The organism is Bacillus sp. SORGH_AS_0510 (genome assembly GCF_030818775.1).
In the GTDB taxonomy this organism is placed as follows: domain Bacteria; phylum Bacillota; class Bacilli; order Bacillales; family Cytobacillaceae; genus Neobacillus.
Genome location: NZ_JAUTAU010000001.1, coordinates 982,831 through 1,009,641 on the forward strand (window position 1 = coordinate 982,831; position 26,811 = coordinate 1,009,641).

The 26,811-nt window shown below is 41.6% G+C and carries 23 protein-coding genes and 1 pseudogene; 15 read left to right on the forward strand and 9 right to left on the reverse strand.

Going from position 1 to position 26,811, the window contains the following annotated elements:
• The first annotated feature begins 123 nt into the window (after positions 1-123).
• From QE429_RS05225 to QE429_RS05240, 4 genes are all read left to right on the forward strand, one after another.
• Positions 124-1,137: a methionine ABC transporter ATP-binding protein gene (locus QE429_RS05225; RefSeq protein ID WP_307284811.1), complete on the forward strand. Its 1,014-nt coding sequence runs from the start codon at positions 124-126 to the stop codon at positions 1,135-1,137.
• Positions 1,127-1,801 (forward strand): methionine ABC transporter permease, encoded by a 675-nt coding sequence (locus tag QE429_RS05230; protein ID WP_307284813.1) that lies wholly within the window; start codon positions 1,127-1,129, stop codon positions 1,799-1,801. Before QE429_RS05225 ends, QE429_RS05230 begins: the two co-directional genes overlap by 11 nt.
• A 19-nt stretch (positions 1,802-1,820) precedes the next feature.
• Positions 1,821-2,651: a MetQ/NlpA family ABC transporter substrate-binding protein gene (locus QE429_RS05235; protein WP_307284815.1), complete on the forward strand. Its 831-nt coding sequence runs from the start codon at positions 1,821-1,823 to the stop codon at positions 2,649-2,651.
• Positions 2,652-2,808: 157 nt separating this feature from the next.
• Complete coding sequence (locus QE429_RS05240; protein WP_307284818.1) at positions 2,809-3,615, forward strand: prohibitin family protein; 807 nt, start codon at positions 2,809-2,811, stop codon at positions 3,613-3,615.
• 66 nt (positions 3,616-3,681) lie between these two features.
• On the opposite strand, the gene QE429_RS05245 is transcribed toward QE429_RS05240, so the two are convergent.
• On the reverse strand, positions 3,682-5,034 hold the full coding sequence (locus tag QE429_RS05245; RefSeq protein WP_307284821.1) for an MDR family MFS transporter: 1,353 nt from the start codon (positions 5,032-5,034) through the stop codon (positions 3,682-3,684).
• Between the two features lie 332 nt (positions 5,035-5,366).
• Here QE429_RS05245 and QE429_RS05250 point away from each other — a divergent pair, with 332 nt between their 5' ends.
• Complete coding sequence (locus QE429_RS05250) at positions 5,367-5,810, forward strand: VanZ family protein (protein ID WP_307284822.1); 444 nt, start codon at positions 5,367-5,369, stop codon at positions 5,808-5,810.
• 58 nt (positions 5,811-5,868) lie between these two features.
• On the opposite strand, the gene QE429_RS05255 is transcribed toward QE429_RS05250, so the two are convergent.
• The 6 genes and pseudogenes from QE429_RS05255 to QE429_RS05280 all read right to left on the reverse strand — a co-directional run bounded on the left by QE429_RS05255 (position 5,869) and on the right by QE429_RS05280 (position 10,857).
• Positions 5,869-6,087 (reverse strand): spore germination protein, encoded by a 219-nt coding sequence (locus QE429_RS05255; protein WP_307284824.1) that lies wholly within the window; start codon positions 6,085-6,087, stop codon positions 5,869-5,871.
• Between the two features lie 121 nt (positions 6,088-6,208).
• Positions 6,209-6,415, reverse strand: a complete 207-nt coding sequence (locus tag QE429_RS05260) for a hypothetical protein (RefSeq protein ID WP_307284826.1) — start codon at positions 6,413-6,415, stop codon at positions 6,209-6,211.
• Positions 6,416-6,484: 69 nt separating this feature from the next.
• A complete protein-coding gene (locus tag QE429_RS05265; protein ID WP_307284829.1) occupies positions 6,485-6,841 on the reverse strand; it encodes a hypothetical protein in 357 nt (118 codons plus the stop codon).
• Between the two features lie 201 nt (positions 6,842-7,042).
• Entirely contained in the window at positions 7,043-7,348 is a 306-nt protein-coding gene (locus QE429_RS05270; RefSeq protein WP_307284832.1) for an ArsR/SmtB family transcription factor, read from the reverse strand.
• 29 nt (positions 7,349-7,377) lie between these two features.
• Positions 7,378-8,142: an SDR family NAD(P)-dependent oxidoreductase gene (locus tag QE429_RS05275; RefSeq protein WP_307284835.1), complete on the reverse strand. Its 765-nt coding sequence runs from the start codon at positions 8,140-8,142 to the stop codon at positions 7,378-7,380.
• Positions 8,143-9,000: 858 nt separating this feature from the next.
• Positions 9,001-10,857, reverse strand: a pseudogene (locus tag QE429_RS05280) (fructose-specific PTS transporter subunit EIIC).
• 174 nt (positions 10,858-11,031) lie between these two features.
• Here QE429_RS05280 and QE429_RS05285 point away from each other — a divergent pair.
• Positions 11,032-12,192, forward strand: a complete 1,161-nt coding sequence (locus tag QE429_RS05285; RefSeq protein WP_307283867.1) for an IS256 family transposase — start codon at positions 11,032-11,034, stop codon at positions 12,190-12,192.
• A 319-nt stretch (positions 12,193-12,511) separates the two neighbouring features.
• On the opposite strand, the gene QE429_RS05290 is transcribed toward QE429_RS05285, so the two are convergent.
• Positions 12,512-14,455, reverse strand: a complete 1,944-nt coding sequence (locus tag QE429_RS05290; RefSeq protein WP_307284838.1) for a BglG family transcription antiterminator — start codon at positions 14,453-14,455, stop codon at positions 12,512-12,514.
• Between the two features lie 316 nt (positions 14,456-14,771).
• Here QE429_RS05290 and manA point away from each other — a divergent pair, with 316 nt between their 5' ends.
• The 8 genes from manA to murQ all read left to right on the forward strand — a co-directional run bounded on the left by manA (position 14,772) and on the right by murQ (position 24,694).
• Positions 14,772-15,716, forward strand: a complete 945-nt coding sequence (manA, locus tag QE429_RS05295) for a mannose-6-phosphate isomerase, class I (protein ID WP_307284840.1) — start codon at positions 14,772-14,774, stop codon at positions 15,714-15,716.
• Between the two features lie 426 nt (positions 15,717-16,142).
• Positions 16,143-16,820: a FadR/GntR family transcriptional regulator gene (locus QE429_RS05300; RefSeq protein ID WP_307284842.1), complete on the forward strand. Its 678-nt coding sequence runs from the start codon at positions 16,143-16,145 to the stop codon at positions 16,818-16,820.
• Between the two features lie 63 nt (positions 16,821-16,883).
• Positions 16,884-18,071: a trans-sulfuration enzyme family protein gene (locus QE429_RS05305; RefSeq protein ID WP_307284845.1), complete on the forward strand. Its 1,188-nt coding sequence runs from the start codon at positions 16,884-16,886 to the stop codon at positions 18,069-18,071.
• A 54-nt stretch (positions 18,072-18,125) separates the two neighbouring features.
• Positions 18,126-19,445, forward strand: a complete 1,320-nt coding sequence (locus QE429_RS05310; RefSeq protein ID WP_307284847.1) for an ABC transporter substrate-binding protein — start codon at positions 18,126-18,128, stop codon at positions 19,443-19,445.
• 65 nt (positions 19,446-19,510) lie between these two features.
• The gene (locus QE429_RS05315) at positions 19,511-20,443 is read left to right on the forward strand and encodes a carbohydrate ABC transporter permease (protein ID WP_307284849.1); all 933 of its coding nucleotides are present in this window, start codon (positions 19,511-19,513) and stop codon (positions 20,441-20,443) included.
• Complete coding sequence (locus tag QE429_RS05320; protein ID WP_307284852.1) at positions 20,443-21,276, forward strand: carbohydrate ABC transporter permease; 834 nt, start codon at positions 20,443-20,445, stop codon at positions 21,274-21,276. The genes QE429_RS05315 and QE429_RS05320 overlap by 1 nt, the downstream gene beginning before the upstream one ends.
• Before the next feature lie 125 nt (positions 21,277-21,401).
• A complete protein-coding gene (locus QE429_RS05325) occupies positions 21,402-23,783 on the forward strand; it encodes a coiled-coil domain-containing protein (RefSeq protein ID WP_307284854.1) in 2,382 nt (793 codons plus the stop codon).
• Positions 23,784-23,794: 11 nt separating this feature from the next.
• A complete protein-coding gene (murQ, locus tag QE429_RS05330; protein WP_307284857.1) occupies positions 23,795-24,694 on the forward strand; it encodes an N-acetylmuramic acid 6-phosphate etherase in 900 nt (299 codons plus the stop codon).
• Between the two features lie 57 nt (positions 24,695-24,751).
• Here murQ and QE429_RS05335 read toward each other — a convergent pair whose 3' ends face one another.
• Complete coding sequence (locus tag QE429_RS05335; protein ID WP_307284858.1) at positions 24,752-25,330, reverse strand: hypothetical protein; 579 nt, start codon at positions 25,328-25,330, stop codon at positions 24,752-24,754.
• Positions 25,331-25,700: 370 nt separating this feature from the next.
• On the opposite strand from QE429_RS05335, the gene QE429_RS05340 reads away from it, so the two are divergent.
• Positions 25,701-26,690 carry a DUF3231 family protein gene (locus QE429_RS05340; RefSeq protein ID WP_307284861.1) on the forward strand — a complete coding sequence of 330 codons (990 nt, stop codon included), beginning with the start codon at positions 25,701-25,703 and terminating at the stop codon, positions 26,688-26,690.
• Positions 26,691-26,811: the final 121 nt, after the last annotated feature.

A 26,811-nucleotide genomic window follows, 5' to 3' on the forward strand; every position in this document is an offset into this window, starting at 1 on the left:
TTCGATGCTCCTTTCAGATGAAAGGGGCATTTTTTTTATGGAAAAACCAACTATTTCTCCCTTGTTAATTGGAGAAAGGAAAAAACATAAAATATCGCTTATTTAGAAAGAGAGGTCCTCGTTATGATTGAAATTCGTCATCTAACAAAGGAATATAAAACGAAAAATGGCACGGTCAAGGGAGTCGATGACGTTTCCTTAAATGTTCAACGAGGCGAGATTTATGGCATCGTAGGCTACTCTGGTGCAGGGAAAAGCTCGTTGCTCCGCTGCATCAACCTATTGGAACGGCCGACTTCGGGAAGCATTGCTGTCGATGAGACGGACCTTATTTCTTTAAAAGGGGAGAAGCTACGCTTAGCCCGATTAAAGATCGGCATGATTTTTCAACACTTTTACCTCATCAGTCAGAAAACCGTGTATGAGAATATTGCTTTTTCACTGAAGGCGGCTAACTATCCGAAGAATCAAATCAGCACTCGTGTGATGGAATTACTAGAAACGGTGGGACTTGCGGATAAGCGCGATGTGTACCCAGCCCAGCTGAGCGGAGGACAAAAGCAGCGGGTAGGGATTGCACGGGCACTCGCCAATAATCCAACAGTCTTATTATGTGATGAGGCAACCTCCGCACTCGATCCGACCACAACCAAGTCGATCTTGAATCTATTAAAAAAGATCAACAAGGAGCTTAACATTACGATTATTCTCATCACACATGAGATGGATGTAGTGAAAGAAATTTGCCACCGAATGGCGATCATGCAAGACGGCAGAGTCATTGAAGAGGGTGCGGTCTACGACATATTTGCTAATCCCCAAGCGGAACTCACCAAAGAGTTTATTGATAGTGTGGTTTCCTTTGACATTCCGCAATCAATCCTGTCTAGCTGTGATGGTCCTATCATCAAGGTGTTATTTAAAGGAAAAGTCGCCGGAGAGGGTGTCATTTCCGATATGTTGCAGACATTCAGTCTAAAAGGGAACTTCCTCCATGGTTCGATTGAATATATACAAGAATTGCCTTTGGGCATTTTCATTATGGAACTGAAAGGTGCGAAGGAGGAAGTTTCCTCGGCGCTTCAATACATCGAAGACCGTGCGGCACAAGTGGAGGTGTTACATAATGGGCATTGATTTTCAGCATCTGGTGGAGCTCATCCCTGATATCAATACAGCTTTTTTACAAACGATCTACATGATTCTGATATCCTTAGCGATTTCCATCGTCATTGGCCTTCCAGTAGGAATCCTGTTATTTGTTACTGACAAAGGCTTGTTTTTACAAAACCGCTTCATTCAAGTAACGATGGGATTCTTGGTGAACTTGATTCGTTCGATTCCATTTATTATCTTGCTGGTGGCGCTTATACCATTAACCAACCTCATTGTTGGTTCGACGATTGGACCAACTGCCGCAAGTGTTTCACTTTCAGTGGCGGCGATTCCATTCTTTGCTAGGATTGTCGAAACCGCATTAAGGGAAATTGACAAAGGGGTCATTGAAGCAGCGATTGCGGCGGGCGCAACGCCAACCATGATTATAAAAGATGTCTTGCTTCTTGAAGCGAGATCAGGAATCATATCGGGTATTACGTTAACCCTTATTAGTTTAATAGGGTTTTCGGCAATGGCTGGTACAGTCGGCGGCGGAGGAATTGGCGATTTAGCGATTCGCTTTGGATATTATCGCTATGACAATACAATCATGATTGCCACTGTCGTAATATTAATTATTTTAGTTCAGGTTATTCAACTGCTTGGTGATTTTGTTGCCAAAGTTGTAGATAAAAGAAGATAAAGGAAAGAAGGAAAAGGTCATGAAAAAGTGGTTTTTAGCAATGATTTTAGTAGTAGTCGTGGGTGCGTTAGCCGCTTGCGGCAGCAGTTCTGACAGCAAGGACAAAGCAGAGGCAAAATCAAAGGACATTAAATTAGGTGCTACTGCTGGCCCGTATAGCGATATGTTGAAGGAAGCAATTGTTCCAGGGTTAGAAAAGAAGGGTTACAAAGTTGAAATTGTAGAATTCAGCGATTACATTCAGCCAAACAAAGCATTAGATAATGGGGACATCCAAGCAAACCTATTCCAGCACTCTATCTATCTAGAGAATTTTGCGAAGGAAAACAACATGAAGCTGTCTGCATTGATTTCTGTACCAACAGCACCAATGGGACTTTACTCTAAGAAGTACAAATCATTGGCTGAAGTAAAGGACGGAGCGACCGTAACTTTACCGAATGACCCAACAAACGCAGCACGTGCTTTAAATACACTTCGCGATGAAGGCTTAATTACAATCAACGAGAGTGCCGATCCGTTGAAAGTATCTGAGAAGGATATTGTTGAAAATAAGAAAAAACTAAAGTTCCAAGCGATTGAAGCGGGTCAGCTTCCTCGGTCGGTGGACAGTGTGGATTTAGCAGCAGTACCAGGAAACTTCGCATTAGCTGCAAAAATGAATCTGCTTGATGCATTAGCACTAGAAAACATGCTAGATTCCTATCGCAATATCGTGGCTGTCAAAACAGAAAACAAAGATTCCCAGCTTGCAAAAGATATTAAAGAAGTTGTAGAATCTGCAGACTTTGAAAAAGTCATCGACGAAAAGTTCAAAGGCTTTGGGAAGCCTGAGTGGATGAAAAAATAAAAAAGATTGGGGACAGTCCCCCGGCGCTTTAGCGCAACGGGGGACTGTCCCCATTTTTGGCCTGGTTGAATAAAGTCAGAATGATTTTCATAAAGTTATGTAAACAGTCATTTTTGAAGGAAACATGGAGGAGATCTGTTTTAAAGGGGGGAGCAGCATGCAATATAAGAGGTCGATAATTGGTGGAGCCATTGCCATTGTTATTTTAGTAGTTGGCTTTTTTTCGACCACCACTGTTTCATCAGGTTATCGTGGAGTACTGTTGCAATTAGGGGCTGTTAAGCCAACGATTTTAACGGAAGGCTTTCATTTTAAGCTTCCATTTATCCAAACCGTTCAACCGATTGAGGTACGGGTGCAAAAGGAAGAAAGTTCGCAGACGGCCGCTTCAAAGGACCTACAAACCGTTACCACCAATGTAGCCGTTAACTTTTCTGTTAATCCAGAAGCTGTAAATAAACTCTATCAAGACATCGGAATGGATTACCGTTCCAGGATTGTTGACCCTGCGATTGCTGAAGCTCTAAAAGCCATTACGGCACAATATACAGCGGAAGAATTGATTTCCAAACGACCGGAGGTTTCAGCAAAAGTCAAAGAGATGCTTGCAGCGAAATTAACCAAATATTATATGATTCTAGAAGATATTAATATTAAAGAATTCGCTTTTAGCGAAGAATTCAATAAGGCCATCGAAGCCAAGCAAACCGCAGAGCAAAATGCGTTACGGGCACAGCGGGACCTCGAAAGAATCAAAATTGAAGCGGAACAGAAGGTCGCTCAAGCGGGAGCAGAAGCCGAAGCCTTACGTTTGAAAAAGCAAGAAGTCACTCCGGAATTAATCCAACTCAAACAAATCGAAGTCCAAGAAAAAGCTTTAGAAAAATGGGATGGCCGTCTACCGAGCGTTACAGGAGGAGCCACGCCGTTTATTGATGTAAATGGGCTGGAGAAACAGAAATAATAGAAATGGGGACAGTCCCCCAGCGCTTTAGCGCGCCGGGGGACTGTCCCCTCTTTTTTTGTTTTTTTAACTCATTTTCGGTTTAGCTACTAATCCTTGCTGTTCGGATGATGAATCCTTCTGAACCAGGAAGGAGGTTAGAAACGCTAAGATACTGCCCACGAATCCGAAAATAAAGAGGTGGTGAATGCCTTCCATGAAATTCACTCCACTTGTTAATAATGCCCCCATGATGGTGACGCCAATCGCGGTCCCCATATTTCGGCAGAACATAAAGAATGAAGTCGAGATTCCTTTTTCCGTTGGGCCGACAAGCTGTTGGACGCCGATCATTCCCACGGTTGTAAGAAGACCAAACGCTAATCCTTGAACAATCATCACTAAGAACACAAACCAGAACCCGTGGCTTGGGTCTAGCATCGTTAACAAGGCGCCAGACAAGAATAATAACGCATTCCCGATTATTAATAGAATGCGATAACCGTATTTGAGAATCCATTTACCCGCAGGTACGGCCGCCACCATCCAGCCAATCGCCGTTCCGAGTAAGGCAACCCCGCTAAGGAACAGCGACAGGCCGGCAATATTTTGCAAGAACAAGGGAACGAAGCTGGATGCCCCGAATAAAGCCGTCGTTCCAATAAAAGCATTGATGTTGATGCGAGAAATCATCTTATTTTTAAACATAGACAGTGGAACAATTGGTGACTCTTGTTTCTTTTCGAAAAAGTAAAAAACTACCAAGAAGACAATTCCAATAATTGCGAAAAGAACGCGATTATCCTTTACAATCGTATCTAATAGTAGGAACGTGACACCAATGGCAAACAGAATGGCGCCAATGTAGTCGACCTTCGCTTTTCTAGGTTGATAATTTTCTTTGTAAGGCAGCAGGGTGACAAACGAAATTAAGCACACCGGTAGATTCACAAAGAAAATCCAGCGCCAAGTCATAAACTCAACGAAAAACGAACCAAGCAATGGAGCGAGGACGGCAGATAAGCCCCACATCGCTGTAAATAAGGCTTGGATTTTGCCTCGTTTTTCAACGGAAAATAAGTCACCCGCAATAATTGCAGGGAATGGCATCATGAATCCAGCGCCAATTCCTTGTACGGCACGGAAAAGGACTAACTGCACCATATTGGCGGAAATTCCGCAAAGGAGCGATCCAACTAGGAATAGGAGGATTCCGGTGCCAAAGACTCTTTTACGTCCGAATAAATCGGATAACCGACCAGCCACAGGAGAAAGAATGGTGCTGGTAATCATATAGGACGCGAACGACCACGCATAGAGGTCAAACCGGCCTAATTCTTTTGCAATGATGGGCATCGTCGTATTCATAATCGTTGAATCGATGGACGCAACCAGCATCGCAAGAACAATACTAACCATCACAGTTGTTCTGCTCTTCATATATATATCCCCTTTGTTTTGAAAAAATTTTCGTAATGTAAAAATCTTGAACTTGAGATATATTAAAGCAAATTGCCCAGGCTGTCAAGAAGAAAACGCGGAGGGGCTATCGGTCTATTTAATAGATATGTAGATTTCCTTTAAAGATATGTAGATAACTTCAGATTTTATGTAGATAAATGTTATAAGTGTGTAGATATCTGTGGAAAACGTGTAGATAAATCATGAAAGTATGTAGATATCTTCAAAAAACGTGTAGTTAAGTAGGTATTAGGTCTATTTTTCCTGTAAAATAAAACAAATAGATTGTATAACGAAAGGAGGTTTTGCACATGGGTAGGAGAAAGTGGTGGATTATTGCGGCGATTATCTGGATGACCGGCATTTTCTGTGCGACACAGCTTCCATACTTCACAGGAGAAAACACATCCCAGACCATCGAAAAAGTGGTAAACACGGAACATAAAACGATAGATACACCCAGTGCGGACCATGGGGTGGTTAAGGTGCTCAACTTCCTTATTCGAAAGGCGACTCATCTTACGGTTTTTGGTATCTTAGCATTTTTATTGTTCAAATCTGTTGAGACTTCAAACTTTTCGTATCTTCTTGCATGGATATTAACGGCCCTTTACGCGATGAGCGATGAATATCATCAATCCTTTATGCCTGGAAGGACAGCAACTTATAAGGATGTACTAATTGATAGCTTTGGGGCATTGGTGGTTTTGTCGGTGGTTTATCTTTTTGGAAAAAAGAAGAAGAGCGCCTATTAAAAAAGAATGAATGAGCACACAAACATGCTCTTTCATTCTTTTTTACTTTGAGTTCCAATTAGTTGTCGTTAACGATTGGCTGGTCCAGTACGTCAGTATCTACCGTATTGGTGGAACTTGCTCCATTAATCGTAACGATATTTACACCAGTGTTGCTAATACCCGAACCACTGAAACTTTTCGAAGCACTCTTCGGCGATACAAATACCGCGCCTCCAAACTGTACAATACCGCCACTCACCGTATCAATCTTCACTTGCCCTGGTCCAAAAGACATACACAAACATCCTTTATGAGTTAATTCTTGTTTTCTACTATATGCTAAAGTCCATCCGTATGTTCATGGGGACAGTCCCCCGTCGCGCTAAAGCGCCGGGGGACTGTCCCCAAAAAAACTACTAGAACCATCTAAGACTTCTCCCAAAGTAGGCCCAAAAGACAAAGGTGATGATGGAGAGGGAGATGATAGTGATGAGCCAAGCCCGATCAAACAAGTTCCAGCCCTGTCTGTCTGCAAACCATTCCCCTAGTAAAATGAATAAATAAAATATAATAAATTCCTTAACTTTCAGAAGAATAAAGCTAAAAAGTCCATGGATATCCATTTGAGACTCCCCCTCGCTTGTACATCTTATTCTTTTCAGAGGAGGAATATGAGTTTGGGGGTAGTCCCCCTACTTACTTGATTTGAATTTTTTAATAAATTTCTGAAAAATAGGAGTAACTTCATTAAACAATGGTTTATATTGGTTAGCTGTAGCAACGAACATATCGATCGTTTCCATAAGTAATACAAAATCTATATTGTTCATATGATCTTCAAGCTGGCTTTGAGTTTTGCTCCTATGGTGATCAGGCTCGTTTCTCCTGGAGCCTAAAAACCAATCATCCCCCGAACTGCTTTTGAAAGATGAATGCTCTTTTTGTTCAGGAAATTCCATTGACTGGTTGTCATCTTTATTGTAAGCATCCCTTTGTCCAAACATAAAGCTTGAGAAGCGGTCTAATTCTCGATTTGGTTTCCGTTCCATTTGATTATCCTTCTCCTGCACTGACCTTTACACCCTTTCCCCCTTATTCTCTAAGATAAATTATGATTGGTGCTGAATGAGGGTGTGGACAATCAAAACATAATAAGTATTTTTGTGTAATTATCATCACAGGATCCTAGCGAATTAACCTAAGTACATGGGCAAAAATAATTCCAATACTCTAGGTGAAAAAAGAGCAAGTCACAAAATGCACTCGCTCTCCACAATCTGAATCAGCTGCTTCAATTGCGCGACACTCTGCTCCAGTGAAAGAGAATAGTAGCGCTGGGTTCCTTTTTGTTCACTGACGACGAGATTGTTGTCGCGCATGATTTTTAAGTGATGCGAGATGGCCGGGCGCGAAAGACTCGATTGCTCGGCGATCTCATTGACACTTAATGGTTCCTTTTCCGCAAGTAACAGAATGATATCTTGCCTTGCCGGGTCCGCAAGTGCGGTGAATAACGGTATACATGAACGAAATACATCGATTGCTTGTTGAGCCATGCCTAATATTTCCCCTTTTGTACGTAAAATTATTTTTCCCCTGCAACATACTTGGAAATTTTCGCCGCCAGACTTCTTGGCATAAATTTTGCCCCAAGAACTCCTGCTTTATTTAAGCCGCCTGTCACAATGACGCGCTTCCCGCGCATCAATGCTTCATACCCTTGTTTCGCCACTACATCCGAGGACATCGCTGAACTGAACATTTTCGAGTTCTCCACACTTGCGACTGCGCCAAAGTTTGTTTTCGTGGCGCCCGGGCATAGAGTGGTGACTGTCACGCCAGTACCAACCAATTCCTCCACCAGTGCTTCCGATAAGGAAAGAACATAGGCTTTACTTGCAAAATAAACGGCCATTAACGGACCTGGCTGGAATGCCGCTGTGCTCGCAACGTTCAGAATTCTGCCGCTGCCCACCTGCTTCATTTTTGGCAGGAAGTAGTAGGTGAGTTCTGTCAGAGCCGTGATGTTTAATTGAATCATGTTGGATTGTTTTTCAATCTCCAGCTCATCAAACTTGCCCATCAATCCGAAGCCAGCGTTATTCACTAGGACGTAAACCGAAATCCCTTTTTGTTCGATTTCTTCAAATACTTCCTTCGCCGCTCCTGGTGCACTCAAGTCTTTAGGAATAACGGTTACTTCTACATTAGAGTAGGTTTGTTTCATTTCAGTTAAAGTGTTTTTGCTTCTCGCGACCAAAACAAGATTATAGCCATCCTTCGCAAACAGTTTAGCAAACTCATAGCCTAAGCCGCTCGTTGCACCGGTAATTAATGCAGTTTTTTTCATAAAGTAGTCCTCCATAAGATGTATTTATGTTCAAGTGTTTAAATGTTTAAGTGTTTAAACATATAATAATTAAGTAGCAACCAGAAGTCAACGAATATTCAAATGGTAAAAATATGAAACCTTTCGATGAGAGAATTATTTTAGAAAAAAGAAGAAGTATGGCGCGTCTACATGGACGTTCTAGGAATTTTATTAAGAAAAAATAGTAGTAGAGCGCGTCTACATCGACGTTTTAGGAGTTATTATTAGAAAAAATAGAAGTAGAGCGCGTCTACATCGACGTTTTAGGATTTTTATTTAGAAAAAGTAGAAGTATGGCCCGTTTACATCGACGTTCTAGGACTTTTTATTGAAAAAAGTAGAAGTAGAGCGCGTCTACATCGATGTTTTAGGATATTTAATTAGAAAAAGTAGAAGTAGAGTGCGTCTACATCGAGGTTTTAGGATTTTTAATTAGAAAAAATAGAAGAAGGGCGCGTCTACAACGACATTTTAGGAGTTATTATTAGAAAAAGTAGAAGTAGAGCGCGTCTACATCGACGTTCTAGGACTTTTTATTGAAAAAAGTAGAAGTAGAGCGCGTCTACATCGACGTTCTAGGACTTTTATTGAGAAAAGTAGAAGTAGGGCCCGTCTACATCGACGTTTTAGGATTTTTAATTAGAAAAAATAGAAGTAGAGCGCGTCTACATCGACGTTTTAGGATTTTTAATTAGAAAAAGTAGAAGTAGGGCCCGTTTACATCGATGTTTTAGGAATTTTAATTAGAAGAAGTAGGGCCCGTCTACATTAACCAATCCCATATTTATTAAAAAAGAAGAGCCCCCCACAAGGACTCTTCTCTCCAACAATCCAACCCTATTCAATCTGCCCCAACAATTCCAAAGCCTGCTCTTTCGTCTCAATCCCAAGCAACTGCTCTCTGTATTCTTCGTTCATCAACTTACGAGATAGCATTTGTAGGATTTTCAGATGTTCGTTGCCTGCTGCTTCTTCTGGCACTGCAATCATGAAAATTAATCTTGCTGGTGTGCCATCATATGCTTCCCAATCCACGCCATCACGCTTGAGGCCGAACACAACAGTTGGTTTGACAACCGCCTTCGATTTACCGTGAGGGATGGCAATCGACATGCCGATTCCCGTTGTGCTTTCTTTTTCACGATTCATGATCGCCTTTTTGAATTTACGCTTCGATTTGATGGCGCCATACGCGTCTAACTTCTCAATCATTTCATCGATTACAGATTCTTTCGTGTTCCCTTTGATGTCTGTTTCAATAAGCTCTGTACTGATTAAATCTGTCAATTTCATCTATTATCACTCCACATTCTTTTTCAAAGCATTGACCATTAGTGCTGTCACAACGACCCCAACGATAATTGCCACTAAGAACATTACTACATTATCCACTGCACCAAGTGCGGCAACAATCAATCCACCGTGTGGAACGTGGTCGCCCACGTGGCTTAACATTGCGATTACAGCACCGGCCATCGAACCAACCATGATACTTGGAATAACGCGCAGTGGATCTTTCGCTGCGAATGGAATCGCACCTTCCGTGATACCGAATAGACCCATGAAGAACGCTGCTTTTCCTGCTTCTTTTTCCGCATCTTCGTATTTTTTCTTATTCATCAATGTAGCAAGACCCATACCGATTGGAGGGATACAGATCGCTGCTGCAATTGAACCCATGATGGCGTAGTTACCAGAAGCGATCATCGCAGAACCGAATAAGAACGCAACCTTGTTCACTGGACCACCCATATCAAAGGAAATCATTGCACCTAATAATAACGCTAATAAAATAGAACTTGTACCTTGTATACCATTTAAGAAATCAGTTAATGCTGTGAACACGCCTGCCACTGGTTTACCAAGGATAAAGATAAAGACGGCTGAAACCACGACACTTGCTAAAATCGGGATAATCAAGATTGGCATAATTGGCTGCACCATTTTTGGTACCTTCCAGCTCTTGATCCATTTTGCAACATACCCTGCGATAAAACCGGCAATAATTCCACCAAGGAACCCTGCGCCTGCTTCACTGCTATAAAATTCCCCATGTGCGGCAATATATCCACCGACCATACCAGGTACTAATCCTGGACGGTCTGCAATACTCATCGCGATAAATCCGGCTAAAATTGGAACCATAAATCCGAATGATGCCGCACCGACATTTAAGACAGAGTTCCAAATCGAATCTGGATCGACAACCATTCCCTTAGCTGTCGGATGACCGCCTAGACCTAATGCTAATGCAATTAAAATCCCGCCGACCACAACGAATGGAATCATGTAAGATACACCGTTCATTAAGTGGCGGTAAAACGGGTTTTGTTTCTCTTTTCTTTCACTTTTAATTTGATCGACGGACTTCATGCTTTCTTGGTGAACAGGAACGTCACCTGTTAACACTTGGTTGATTAATTCTTCAGGCTTGCGAATCCCGTCTTGAACACCCGTTACGAGAAGCTTTTTGCCAACAAATCTTGCTGTATCAACGGTTTTGTCCGCAGCGATGATAATACCATCTGCTTCTTGTATTTCTTGTTCGGTTAGTTCGTTTTCAACACCGATTGAGCCTTGAGTTTCAACTTTCATTTGATGTCCAAGCTTTTCAGCTGCTTTTTGTAAGTTTTCAGCTGCCATATATGTATGGGCAATGCCGTTTGGACATGAGGTAATCGCTAATAACTTCATGTATGTGTTTCATCTCCTGTATGAAAGATTTTTTTAGAAAAATAATTTAAATAATGTCTATGTATTAGTTATACTGATTAAGTCCATATAATTGTGTAAAAAGAAAAGAGTCATTTTATTCCTTCTTGGCTACAATGTTTAACAACCACGATAAACAATGAAAGAGGAATAAAAATGACTCAGTTACAGTTTACCCTAGATATGGAAGTTTTAAAAGATTCTGTTATGAATTCAAACATTGATACCGTTATTAAATCGGCTATTGTTTTGGTTTTAAATGAATTTATGGAAAAAGAAAGAGATGACTACTTACAAACTTCTCCTTACGAGCGGTCTGATGAGCGTCATGACTACCGTAATGGATATTATGAACGCGAATTGACAATGAGTATTGGGAAGATAAAACTCAAGGTTCCAAGAACTCGTAATGGTGAATTCTCACCTTCGGTCTTTGAAAAATACGCTCGCTGTGATCAGGCTTTAGTCCTTTCTATGCTCGAGATGGTCATTAATGGTGTCTCTACAAGAAAGGTCACTCATATTGTAGAGCAGCTTTGTGGTGAAAGTATCTCTAAATCGTTTGTTTCATCACTCACTCAAAAGTTAGATCCAATTGTTAATGATTGGGCTAAAAGACCTTTAAACACAGTCTATTTTCCTTTTGTTTTTGTAGATGCAATGTATATAAAAGTACGTGAACATCAACGTGTCGTCTCTAAAGCAGTTTATATTGCCACAGCTCTTACTGAAAAAAACAAGCGTGAAATATTGGGATTAAGTGTAGATCACGCTGAAAGCTATGAAAGTTGGAGTAATTTCTTTAAACAACTTAAATCACGGGGCCTTCAATCCCCGAAACTTGTTATATCTGACGCTCATCAGGGTCTACAAAAAGCTATACAGCGTGAATTTATCGGGACTACTTGGCAAAGATGCAATGTACATTTTAAACGTAATATTATTGAAAAACTCCCTAAAAAGGATTCAGCTGAAATTCGCTTAATGATTAAACGTGTGTTTGAAGCTGTCACAATAGACGATATTAGAACATTTAAGGATGAACTAATGAGTAAGTTTGGAGATAACCCTAAATATGAAAAAGCACTCGATGTATTAGATAAAGGTTTCGAAGATACCATTCAATACATGAATCATCCAGAATCCATTCGTCCTCATATTAGAAGTACTAACTCTCTTGAGCGATTAAATCAAGAAGTACGTAGAAGGGAAAAAGTTATACGTATTTTTCCAAACACCCAATCAGCTTTCCGTCTAGTAGGGGCTGTTTTAATGCACTATCAAGACACGATATACGCTAAGAAAAAATCACTATAGCTAATGGTTTTTTTGAACTTCCATTTATGGATTTTTCCACATCCAGTAAAGGCTGTCAAAGTGAAAAGAGCCTTTGACAGCCTTTACTGGATGTGGAGTTTTAAACCCATGGAAGTTTCGCAAAAAAATGTTAATAGGAGAAGGCCCCAGGCAATTCAATTGGTTGAAATCATTGTATAGGAATTTTACACAATATTTAGGACTTGACTGTTATACTACTGAAATCGTTTGCAAAAAGAATGAATGTTTACCGCAATATGCGGAAAAAATGGTTTTAATACGACAAAAACCGTCAAATGCCACAGATTTGACGGTTTTTTTATAGATTTTTTATAAAGTCTTCCGGTGTTTTTGGCTTGATCAAGTTCGTCAGCTGCAATGGATGCTCACTTAATTGACCGATTTCCGAAAATAGTTCTCTTGTCGTCGTATATTCCTCCGGCTTGGTTGCTAACGTCAAGACGAGAGAGACATATTCTTTGCCCCAAAGCAGCGGCTTTTTTAAAACGCCGACAGCAATGGCGGATTTTTTAATATACGATGGGTTTCCATGCGGAATCGCAATACCCCCGCCTATGTTCGTGGAAGAATGCTGTTCCCGAATGATGGAGGATTCGATGTATTCGTTGCTGACATACCCGTATTCTGCGAGCTTGGTGGTGAGAGCCTCAATGATTTCATAGGGATGACTGTATTGTAAGTCTATTAAAATCAACTCTTCTGTCACTAGTTCCCGTAAATATGGGAAGGTTCCATCTTGTTGAGCCATGCCTGGAGCGGCTTGACTGCTCAGCTCCTCAATAAACGCCTGCAGTTTATTCTCCTCTTCCGCTGTTAAAAGCGGTGTAACATGAATCACAGGGAGGGCGGTATTTGGGATTGGCACAGTCGAAATAATGAAATCAATATCTGCAGCTGTAAAATGGTTAATCTTGTGAATCGAAACTGAATCAAGAATATCTAACGAATGGAATTTTCGTTCCAGCTTCGTGCGAAGTAGAACCGACGCCCCAATGCCCATTGGACAAACAATGATCGTTCTCTTATTGCTTCCGCTTTTCCGCTGCATTTTTTCAAGGGAGGCTTGGAAGTGCAGGGTGAGATAGGCTGCCTCTTCTTCAGGGATTTTTAGGTCCCGGACATGATTTATATGAACGATTTCATTCATGATCGTATCAAACATATATGGATACATTCGCTTAATTTCATCCAAGATGGGATTGTTTACATTCAGACGATGGCGAATCCGATTCATCGTGGATTGAAGGTGAACGTGCAATCCGCGGAGTAGCTCCTCATCTTGTGAAAAAGGGATGTGAATCATGTGGGAAAGTCGACTAACCAACGTGGCGGTTAGTTCTACCACTTCTTCATCCACCTTATTGCCGGCTTCGTTGGCATGTTGCACCTTTCCGCCTAAAAAATGAAGAGTCATATAGGCGATTTCCTGTTGGGGAAAACGGATGGCAAAATGATGCTCTACTTTTTTCATTATGTCTTCGGCGATGGTGTATTCTTTCTTTGTCTGTACGCTTTCGAGCTCCGTTTCCGGAAGTTGGATGGAATACCCTTGTTTCAACCGCTTAATGGCAATCAGCATATGTATAGTGAGGTTTTGCAACGTTTCATCCGTATAGGGATTCTTGCTCTGGTTGTTGACTTCTGCAAGTGAGTGCTTGACTGCCTGTATGTCCTGCTTTTCGAAAAATTGCTCCCAAAATGGCATCTGGTTGGATGTGGCTTCCACGAAGGCTGGCACCCTTGAAATCGCTTGGCGCCAATTTTGTTCAGATCCTTCTACTTCAATGCCCAGTTTCTTTTTGGTTGTCAGTTGGAGGCTAAATTTTGCCAGGAAGCCTTCGATCTTTTCGAGATCTTTTTTAATTACGGCTTTGTTGACAAAGAAGAGGTCGGAAAGCTTTTGCAGGGTTAAGGATTTTTTTTCTATTAGGAGTAATTCAAGAATCCGTGCTAAGCGGTTATTCTCATCAACTTCTTCAGTGGTAGCACCTGTATCTGCATGGTATAGCGTATTCAAGAGCTCTTCCCGTTCGGTGTGGCTGATTTCGAGCTGAAAGCCGATATTCGGTTTTCTGGAAAGCGTCGCATGGGAATGATCGCTTAACCAAAGGTCGAGCACCTTCGAATCATTGCGTACCGTCTTCTCCGAGCACCCGAGCCGATCCGCCAGCTGCTGCGAAGACAAAAACTCATCGCGAGACTCAAGCAAAATCCGTAACATCGTCCGTTGCCGTTCATTCATCTATGGTTCACCTCACTTTTATTGTGTAGGGTTGGGGGCGTGTCCTCCTAAGGTGGACAGTGGTCACGGGCGGTGCCTGACACCAAACTAGGATAGAATGGTATCATATTCTGTAATGGTTGTCATCACTAAGATTAGGACCTTCGGCGGATGGATTTTGTTTTGCTTCTATTTTGGAAATGGAGTATTCTTGTGAATGAGTTCATTTTTAGTTTTTGCAAATACTACTTATTTATTAATGGAGACATTGGGGTCAGCCCCATTCGACACAGTCTCCACACCCGCGACTACATAGAGCAGGAGGAATGGATTACACATGCAGCCGTTATTTTTGAAGCCCGTCTTTAAAGAGAGAATTTGGGGAGGAACAGCCTTAAAACAGGAATTTGGATATGAGATTCCATCTGAACATACAGGAGAGTGCTGGGCAATTTCCGCTCATCCGAATGGCCCTTCCGTTATTGAAAATGGAACATATGCAGGGATGACGCTTGATGAGCTATGGACGAAGCATCCAGAGATATTTGGAAATCCAAATGAAGAAGTTTTCCCACTATTAACGAAAATTTTGGATGCGAATATGGACTTATCCGTTCAAGTGCACCCAGATGATGCGTATGCCAAGGTTAACGAAAATGGAGAGCTTGGCAAGACAGAATGCTGGTACATCATCGACTGTAAAGAAGATGCTGACATGATCTTCGGCCACAACGCAAAGACGCGTGAAGAACTAGTGGAACAAATCAACGAAGGTAAATGGAACGACTTGCTTCGCCGTGTAAAAATCAAGCCAGGGGATTTCTTCTATGTACCAAGCGGCACGATTCACGCATTGTGCGAAGGTACCTTAGTGTTAGAAACACAGCAAAGCTCTGACACCACATACCGTGTGTATGACTATGACCGCCGTGATGCAGAAGGCAATCTACGCGAGCTTCATTTGGAAAAAGCGATTGAAGTGACAACCGTTCCTCATCAAGATAGTGAGACGGCACCACGTGTGAAAGAGGAAGAAAACGCAACCGTGACTACTTTTGTCGAATCAGAGTTCTTCTCTGTGTACAAATGGGATGTCCACGGAAAAACTAGCGTCTCCTTTGCAGACAAATACGTACTATTCAGCGTGATTAAAGGCGAGGGATCCCTTGTTCATCAAGGTGAAACCTATGCGTTGAACAAAGGCACACATTTTATCCTTCCAGTTGGAGCAGGAGAAATCCAGATAGAAGGCAACTGTGAATTGATTGTTTCCCATACGTAAAAGAAAAGAGGGACAGTCCCCCAGCGCTTTAAAGCGCCGGGGGACTGTCCCCTTTTTCACTTCACCCCAGGCCAGGCTTTCGCAAATAAAAGCGAGTTATCCGCAAATAAAAACTGTAGTATCTACAAATGAGATGGTTCATCCACAAATATCAGCGGTTCCTCCACATAAAAAAGTGGATGACTCATAAGAAAACAGATTCATCCACAAAAAAGATCTACCTTATCCACAAAAAGGAGATAAAAATAGCTGAAAAAGAGCGTTATCCACAAAATTTTATCAACAAAAAAAGAGACCACTGCATTTTTATAGAGTGTGACGTTATCTTAAAATAAAATTGACTTTTTAAAATATTCAGAATACAATCAACCTATCAGATAGGTGGACAGTCATATAGTAGAAAAGTAGAGAGAAGGTGACCGTCTCATGAAAACTATCAAAAAGGTATCGATGCATGAAATGATCGCTGAGGAAATCAAGAAATACATTCATGATCATCAACTAAAAAAAGGTGATAAGCTTCCGTCTGTAGCGGAACTAACCACCATACTCGGGGTCAGCCGGTCGAGTATTCGCGAAGGTCTCCGTTACCTGGAAGGATTCGAAGTCATTGAGGTCCAGAATGGAAAAGGCAGCTATGTGAAAGAAGGAGACGCCCTCAAAATCGAAGCCAAAATTGATGTGGAGCAGGAAAAGAATTATCTGCTACACATTAGCGAACTGCGAAGAGCATTAGAAGGAAAAGCGGTTGAACTCGCTACTCAAAGGGCAACCAACGAAGAAATCGAAGAGATGGAGCAATTAATCACCGAAGTCATCCGTCTCCGAGATGAGGGAATCGATTCTTCGAATGTAGACTGGGAATTTCACAAGGCCATTTATCGCGCCTCCCATAATCCCTTGCTAGAAAGTGTCGCCGAATCGGTGTCTGACACCTTCAATAAACTTTGGAGCAGGCCTTTTGGCATCGAGCACATTTTTAGTGATACCCTGCCGTTTCACCGAACGATGCTTGACGGCATTAAACAACGGGATCCTGCCTATGCGTTGCAAGAGTTTAATAAAATTATAGATGCAGTCGAGCATACCGTGCGCCACATCTAGCTCAGCCTCAACACCTACCAACACACACGGTTTGCCGCCGCAAAAAAGAAAGAAGGAATGACCATGCCAAACCCATTTTTTTCAGACGAACATATTGTCACACATCTCGGTGACGAGTATGAACGCTTCCACGGAGCCGTTGTTCCGCCAATCTATCAAAATTCTCTCTTCGTCTTTAAGGATTTCGACCAGCTCGCCGAAGCCATGAAGGACGAGCAAAACAGTTACCTCTACTGGCGGGGCACCAATCCCACCGTCCAAATCGTCGAACAAAAACTTGCTGCCCTTGAAAAAGGCGAGAAATGTAAACTATTCGCTTCCGGAATGGCCGCCATTTCATCCGCCATCCTCACATTTCTAAAAGCCGGTGACCATGTAGTAAGCATCAGCAATATTTACGGTCCTACCACAAAGTTCTTCAGCTATGCTGAAAAATTTGGAATCACTCACACCAACACACTTCAAACCGATCTCAACACCATCGAATCACTCATTCAACCCAACACCAAAGTCATTTACCTTGAAAGTCCAACCACCATGACCTTCAAACTTGTTGACCTGAAGGCCATCGCCGACCTTGCCAAACAGCGCGGTATCAAAACAATCATTGATAACACTTGGGCTACTCCGATTTTTCAAAATCCTATCACTTTAGGAATCGATATCGTGGTTCATTCCGTCTCCAAGTACCTAGGTGGCCATAGCGACCTCGTTGGTGGAGCACTCATCACCAGCAAAGAAATCATGGACCATCTTTTCTATCACGAATATCAATTGCTTGGCGGAGTCATGCCCCCATATGAAGCCTGGCTGTTAATGCGCGGACTGCGCACCCTGCCATTACGAATGAAAGCCCATCAAGAAAGCGGCATGAAAATCGCCACTTTTTTAGAAGATCACTCTGCTGTTAAAAAGGTCAACTATCCAGGATTAAAAAGCTCTCCAGACTACGAACTCGGCACCAAGCAATTAAAGGGCTATTCCGGTTTATTGAGCTTTGAACTCGCAAATAATTCCTTTGAGTCCGTCCGAAAGGTGATTAACCAGCTAAAACAGTTCCAAATCGGTGTATCCTGGGGTGGGTTCGAAAGTCTCGTCATCTCACCGAATTACGGTTATAACACAGACCAATTGCTAGCCAGCGGTATGGACCCAGGCCTGATTCGCCTCTCCGTCGGCCTAGAAAACGTCGATGAACTAATGGAAGATCTCGACGCGGCATTACAGCTACATCACTCACAAACGGTATAAAAGGCAGACCTTTTATATAAAAAAGAAAAACATTTCAGAGGGGGATAAAATTTGATGCTTCATCTCAAAAGAGGATTTTTGATGTTGGTGCTAGTCATGGTTTTCCTTGGCCTGCTCGCAGGCTGCAGCGGCTCCAAAGAAACAAGCTCTGAAGAAGGCGGCGACGCAAAGGTAACACTACGAATGGTTGAAAGTATTACAAGCCCAGCAAGAACCAAACTGTTGAAAAAGATGCTTGCCAAGTTTGAAAAAGAAAATCCAGGGATTAAAGTGGAGCTCATCTCCCCGCCATTAAAGAGTGCAGATGAAAAAATCACGCAAATGCTAATGGCAAAAGAGGACATCGATGTATTAGAGGTACGTGAGCAAACCGTTAAAAACTTTGCGAACAACAAATTTATTGAAGACCTTTCCCGCTATACAAGCCAGTGGAAAGATTGGGATACGTTGACGGAAACGATCAAACACGGTGCGACAGCGGTTAATCACAATCCATACTACATTCCGTATGGCGTCTATGAAAAAACGCTATTTTACCGGAAAGATTGGTTTGAAGAAGCTGGCATCAAGGTTCCGGAAACATGGGATGAGCTAGTGGATGCAGCCATTAAATTGACCGACAAATCGAAGAATCGCTACGGTTATAGCTTCAGAGGCGGCGCCGGTGCAACCGACTATATAGAGTTTATGACGTGGTCCTATTTAGGGAAAAAGATTGTTCAGAATGATGCTTATTTTACCCAAGAAGGAAAAACCATGTTTGAAACGCCTGAAGCGAAGCAAGTATTAGATACGTATTTGAAGCTTTACAAAGAAGCTTCTCCTCCTGATTCCGTGAGCTGGAGCTACCCAGAAATGGTGCAGGGCTTTACATCTGGAATGACCGCGATGTTAATTCAGGATCCAGAAGTCATCGTAACAGCTGAAGAAAATATGAAAAAAGGAACATGGGCGACGGCTCCACTGCCAAAAGGAACGCCATCTGGTGTGGCGCAACAGCCTGCCGGAACAGCTGGTTGGGGAATTGGTGCCTTCTCGAAGCATAAGGATGAAGCGTGGAAGCTTGTTTCTTTCCTATCCAGCCCAGAACAAAACCTTTACTTTGCGAAAAATAACTCGTTAATCCCGATTCATTTGAGTGCCGGAGACGACCCTTATTTCAAGGAAGGTTATTTCAGTTCTTATATCCAAATGAATGCGAAGCCAGAGGAATTCCTAATTGCTGACCGTCCTGTCGAGTACAAGGGATATGCAGAGTACAGAGCGATGTCGGATAAAGATATTCAGGCTCTACTTTTAGGAAAACTATCGAAGGAAGACGCCTTAGCCAAGTGGTCTGATTTTTGGAAAAAAGAAAAAGCCAATAAAAAATAGTAGTGCCGGTAGGGGGCAGTGGAGTTTTGCTGCCCCCTTATGTTTTAGAGAGGAGCGTATGACACTTGAAGACGCAAACTGAACCAGTTACCAATCGAGGCTTGCCGACGTTTTCAATCTCCAAGCATGGAATGTTTATTTTCCTTTGCTTACTTCCTGCTTTATTGCTTGTCACCGTCTTTATCTATTATCCATTATTCAAAGGGGTCATTATGGCCTTCCAAAATTACTCACTATTTGACTTAACGAATATCGAGTTCATCGGACTCGATAACTTTAAAACCGTCATGACTGATCCTGGATTTAAAGAGTCATTAGTGAATAGCTTCTACTGGGTCTTTTTTTCACTCATTCCCCAGTTTGTCATAGGCTTTGTCGTCGCTTTGTTATTACGGAGGAAGTTCCGGGGGAGAGGGGTCTATCAAGCGTTTATTTTCTTTCCTTGGGCGATGTCTGGTTTCTTAATCGGATTGATTTGGCGTTGGATGTTAAATGGCCAAAGTGGTGTGATTAACGATCTATTACTGAAGGCCGGAATCATCGACACAGCGATTCCCTTTTTAGCGGACCCCACTTGGGCCATGGTTTCCGTTATTGTGGCCAACGTCTGGTACGGAATCACCTTTTTTGCCATCATGATTTTAGCCGCCTTGCAATCCATTCCAGATGAATTGTTTGAAGCAGCCAAAATTGACGGGGCAAACTATGTCCAGCAACTCTTCAAGATTACCATTCCTTATATCTTACCAACGCTGATTGTGACAACATTACTGCGCGTGATCTGGATTCTAAACTTCCCTGATTTGATCTATTCACTAACTAACGGAGGGCCTGCCGGTTCTACTCACATTCTATCAACTTTCATGCTGGAAAAATTGATCATGGGACAGAACTATGGACAGGCAGCGGCGATCGGCGTAATTATGATTTTCCTTCTAATGTGCTTTTCGATTTTTTATGTATTGGCAACGAAATTCAATAAAGCGGGTGATTTCTAATGACGAGGCTCATCAATTGGAAGCAGCTGTTTAAGGTGGTTTTTCTCTCCTTGTTCCTTGTCTTTACGGTGTTTCCGCTTTACTGGATTTTCATTACATCGCTAAAACCGGGAAAGGACATGTTTACCTTCCCGATTCATTATTGGCCGGAAACTATTACGTTTGAAAATTATATTGATATTTTTAAAATCTCTAATTTTGGTATTTATATCACGAATAGCCTGATTTTGTCGGTGGTTGCTGGGGTGTTCTCACTTCTCATTGCGATGCTGAGCGGCTATGTCCTGGCACGCTTTGAGTTTAAAGGGAAATCACAAGTGATTTTTGCCTTTTTTATTACGCAAATGATCCCGTTATTCATAGGGTTAGCGCCATTATATTTATTGATGTCAAAGCTTCAGCTACTTAACAAGTTGCCTTCTCTTATGTTGATGTATACGGTCATGATGGTTCCTTTTTGTACAGTGATTATGAAGGGGTTCTTCGAACGTATTCCATCTACCCTTGAAGAAGCGGCCATGATTGACGGGTGCTCGAGGCTGACGGCATTGTTTAAAGTCATCATTCCGGTGATGCTGCCGGGAATTGCAGCGACCTTTATTTTCGCATTTGTTCAATGCTGGAACGAGCTGTTCCTAGCGATTATGTTCATAGATAAAGAAGAAGCGAAGACCATTCCAGTTGCAATGAACTCCTTTATTACCAAATACGATATCGACTGGGGATCCATGTCCGCAGCCACCGTCCTATCCGTGATTCCAACCCTCATCCTGTTCGCCTTTGCGCAAAAATACATCGTCGAAGGCATGACGCAAGGATCCGTCAAGGGGTAACTAATGAAATGGGGACAGTCCCCCAGCGCTTTAGCGCAGCGGGGGACTGTCCCCATATTTGTAATCTTTTATGATAATATAAACTTAAATATATTATTAATCCGTAAACGTAAAAGGGTGGTCATGTGCAAAAAATAGCACTAATACAAAACCAGGTCTATATGTCCTACGCTAGTAAATCGGATATTCGGCCATTGTTAGCAACCTTAGGCTATGATTCTAGCCAAGTAAATTTATATACAGCCCATAATATCAAAAAACTAAAGAATGATCTGGATTCTGGAGAAATTGATGCGGTTGTCTTTAGTTCCAATTCATTAAGTGAGAAATCCATCAAAGCTGAAGTAGCAACAGAGATATTTATTAATAGTTTTTCAGATTTCCTTAACCAGGGTAAAGGATGTTTGATTTTACACCAATTGAACTCCATTCCTAAAAACTCGGGAGAACAGGGTGCTGCATTTGACTTTTTACCCATGAAATCGCCTAAAGTAGTGAAGCGGGAAAATGAAGATGTCACGAAGGGTGAGCTGATCAAGTCGAGAATGACAGAAACCCATCCATTATTTACATTTCCAAATACCGTTTCCGTTGAGGCGCTTAAAGAGTATTGCATCCAGAAAAAGGGGTTATATTGGCATTACTTAGACTATGTGGAATCAGCCGATTGGGACGTTCTTTTACATGATGAAACGGAACATTATTCCAGGAGACCCTTACTTATCGCTACAAGAGAATCCTCTAAGTACCGGGTGGTTATCTCTTCGTTAAATCTGGATTGGCAACGAGAAGAAATATTGCTGAAAAATCTACTTACCTTTGTTCGTGAAGGAAAATGCAATACGGCGGTAATTAAGGACAAAACCTACAATAGCATGGCCTTTGAATTCTTTTTAAAAACCTTAGATGCCTTAAATTATCGCTACAAACTATATGATTTTTCGGATGATATCGATGAATTCAAAAATCAAATCGAGCAAGGTACCCATTCGATCGTGGTTTTAGGCCCCACATATTTAGATGAAGACCATCTAGAAAAGAAGGAATGGATACAAGAAATCGAGGCCTTTCTTTATCCACTTATCTCTGATGGAAAAATTAAATATATCGGGATTGAACCAGATGAAAAGAATCTGAAGCAATTTTTTGTTGCAGGCCGTGAAAAATCAGCGTTAAGAATTTTGCAGGACACAGAAATAAAGCTTCATAGGGTACTTCAGCAAAAAAAATTAATAGATGATAGTTTTTGGAGTTCTGTCGACACCTTAAAAGTACATAGCAAAATTAAGCCTGCCTTTACGATTTTTACCGAAGATTCGGTGAACCCAATCTTCACACATACGAATAAAAATTTAGTTGAAGATGCGGCATATAATGGATTATTAGTCCCCACATCCGCTTTATTATGGTTACGAGCCTCCTATTTAGGTACAGATGCGGAGGAAACTCGGAAAACAGTCAGATGGATGAAAGATGCTCTGCTTAGTGGTCAGGAAGTGGAAGTAGAGTGTGTCATTGCTTTAAATAGCATGTTAGAGCTAGAAATCGAGACTGAATTTACGACGGAACAATTAACCAGGCTGGTCAGCAATAAAGAATTAAGCGGATATAATGAGATTGAAATTGTTCCATACATTAAAGCCGCAATTTTATTAAAAGATATTGATAAAATTAAGCAGTTTATTTCCACATTAGAATCAAAGAAAAATGAAGAAAAGCTTTGGATCGACATTTCTATCTCAGCAAACATTGTCAATTTATTACTCGAAGCATTAGTGATGTTAAAGGAACATGATGCTTTTACAGAGGCGATAGAAAAAACCATTGAGGATATGGTTTTTCCAACCGTCATTATTATGCAAAATATGGCCAATAAAAACAAAAGTGAGTCCGACATCCATTTCCATTGGGAAAATAAGGCCAATACCACGTTAAAATGTGTGAGTGCGATGTTAAAGTTTGAGGAGTTAATGGATTTGCCTGTTACCGAAATGGTGCAATCCCTACTTAGTTATTCGCAATACGGGAATCTCATCCTAGATAATCAGACAGCACTCTTGATAATCGATGAATATAAGGAAATGAATTCCGAATTGAAAAAGCAAACAGAAGATCTAGAGGCCCAGGTAAAGGAAGAAATACAAAAACAAATCACATTAGCAGATGAAAAGGATCAGATGGAAGAAAAGTATTTGCAAGAGGTAGAAAAAAATAAGAAATTAAAAGAACAAAATGAAGGGTATGAAGAGAAAGTACAAAGACATGACCTTCAGGTAACGAACCGTAAGCGCCTGATGGGCGGGATTGTTGCATTGGCCGCAGTGATTGTATTGGGGGCGATCTTTTTCTTTAATAACGATAAGGCATTTAAGGATCTGGTCAAATTCTATAATTTAGAATGGAATGTCCCTACCATTATTACAGTACTATTTACCACCATTGCAGGTGTAGCAGGTAACTCTTACTTGAAGAGAAATAAACCAAGTACGAACCAACGAAATGGTTGAAAGGAAGAGTAATGAATTTAAAAAAACTGACAACCGAGCAATTGAACGAGAAATCAACCAGTATTGATCTTTTAACCTCTCTTGAGATTGCCCATGTAATGAATGAGGAAGATGAAATGGTGGCAAAGGCCATTAAGACAGAGCTTCCGATGATAGCTAAGCTAATAGATGCTGCAGTTACTGTTATTCAAGGAAATGGGCGTGTGTTTTATATTGGATCAGGCTCTAGCGGCCGTCTTGGTGTTTTGGATGCTTCGGAATTACCGCCAACCTTTAATCTCGAGCATAACCAATTTATCGGCATTATCGCGGGTGGAGACGAAGCGCTTAGAAAGTCGAAGCCCGCTATGGAAGACAGTGAATCCGAAGGTGAAGCAGCACTGAAGGCCCATTCCATTACCTCTAAGGATCTGGTTATTGGGTTAACTGCGAGTGGACGGACGCCATTTGTTAAAGGAGCATTGCAGTATGCCGCAGCAAAACAGGCCTATACAGGTTTGATTTGCTGTAATAAAAACGCTGAAATCTCACCTCTTGTGCAGGTAGCTGTAGAAATAGAGACGGGACCAGAAGTGATTGCAGGATCGACGCGGTTAAAGGCAGGGACAGCTCAAAAAATGGCATTAAATATTTTTTCTACTGCTACGATGATTAGAGTAGGAAAGGTCTATAAGAACTTAATGGTTGATTTAAGTGTAAGCAATGAAAAACTACGTGACCGGGCGATTAGGATTGTTCAAGAAGCAACGGGGGTCACATTTAAAGAAGCAGCAGAAGCATTCGCAACCTCCAATGAACAAGTTAAAACAGCGATAGTACAACTTTTAACAGGTGCATCTATCGAAGATATTGATAAGAAGCTTGTTAAGCATAAAGGGAAGGTACGTGCTGTTTTAGCCGAATTTGAATAAGCAAATAGAAAAAGAAAGAGATTGGAATGAAATCCCCAATCTCTTTCTTTTTCCAGACTAACGTGCGCGTAATGTCTTAATCGCTTTAACCACCAAAATAATATACCCAATTAAAAGTCCATAACCGACCAAAATAATCAGTCCTGGCACATAGCCCGGTGTGTTCCCTGAATCGGTTGACATACCTGCCATAAAGAGTGGCATAATTGGTAGCATGAGGACGCCCGGTCCCGAAGTAGCCAATAGTAAAGCCCCTGGAGCAAGCGCAATCCAAGGCCATATCGGCTTTTTCTTTTTCTCTAACCCATTGTCTAAAACCTCGGCTGATTTCTCACCTGTGTTCTCTGTTGCTGCAGTTGATATCTCGCCACCGCTCACCACCGGCCCCGTGGTTTTACTCCATTGACGATACGTTTTTATCGCAACAAATGCTTTCCTCATTCCCCAGCCGATTACCACGATCACAAATAGTCCGATTACCATGAACAGGACTGAAAAGAAACTAATCTCATCATGTTTCCAAAATGGAACCGTCATGACGAGGAGCATGCCTGGTAGAGTGGAAAAAGCAAATATCCCACCCCCAATTAAAACAATATAAGCCCAAATTGGGTTTGTAATCTCTCTCTGTTTCATTACATTTTCCCCTTAAAAATAGTAAATAATCTCTATTAATTATAAAAGATGGTAGTGGAAAAAAATAGTATTTTTTACCATGGTAGGGGAATAAGTCGTATTCATAAAAAGGCTCTGTTTAAACTTGCCTGTTGATCTCCGCTCCAGGCGCGAGCGGTTCGTGGGTGTTTCGGCGAGCCTCCTCTGCGCAGGCGCCTGCGGGGTCTCCCCTGAACCATACTCCCACAGGAGTCTTCGCGCCTTCCGCTCCGATCAACAGGGGATAGAAATTAACAATGTTCTTTAACACAGCCTATATAAAAAATGTATGATATCTCCACGTGAGTAAACACTAACAAAAAAACGAATGTTGACCGAGGAGAGATTTCCTATGCCTGAAGTGCCCGCTTTAGCTTCATCTGAGATCGGAACACTATGGATGACCTATCAACAAAAGACGATGATTAAGCATATGTTAAAGTATTTTATTGAAAAAGCAGACGACCAAGCTGCCAAGAAAATATTGACCGACTTACACGAAGAAATTAGTCCGTATATAGAGCAGATGGCTCAACTTTTTCAAAGTGAAGGGGTCCCTACTCCAATAGGATTTACGGAACAAGATATCAATATAGAAGTCCCAAGGCTTTATGAAAATGGGTTTGATATCATGTTCGTCCGGATGGTTAAAGAAATTAGCATGGCGATGCATACCTTAAACATCACCATGTCTTATCGTGATGATATCATCCAACTGTACCGGAATCTAACAAGTATCACACAAAAATATTATCACCAGTGTACAAAATACCTGCTGGAACAGGGGCTTATTCCCCGTTCCCCATATGTTTCAACAACGAAAAATGTGGAGTTTGTCAAGGATACCAACTATTTAGGTGGATTTAACCCGATTAGTGGAAAACGCTCCCTCAATACGGTGGAGCTTGCACATATCTATCATGCTATCGAGTCCAATGTGACAGGCATGCAAATGATTTTCGGATTTGCCCAAAGTGCGGAAAATAAGGATGTGCGTAAATTTTTCACAAAGGGTGGAGAGTTGGCCCAGGCTATCATTAAAGAGATGAGTGAAGTCATATTGGAAAATAATATCCCTGTGCCGGCAACTGCCGGTGGGAATTACACGACATCTACTCTTGCGCCGTTCTCAGATAAAATTATGATGTATTGTATTAGTCTATTCTGCAGTTTTTCATTAGGCGGGAACTCTGTTGGGACAGCGTTCAGCCTTCGAAATGATCTGCCGGCTAAATTCTCCATTTTTATGAAAGATATTTTCGAATATGCGCATGAAGGTGCCAAAATCATGATTAAGCATGGCTGGATGGAAGAACCGCCGCAAACGGTAGAGCCGAAATAAATAGTTGTTGTCCAAATGAACGGAGAAGTGTGAATGCACTTCTCTTTTTTTTGTGTAAAAAAATTAAATATTTTTGTTAAAATTGCAACTTTTTGGTAAGTTAAAACGTGGATTAGGTGAA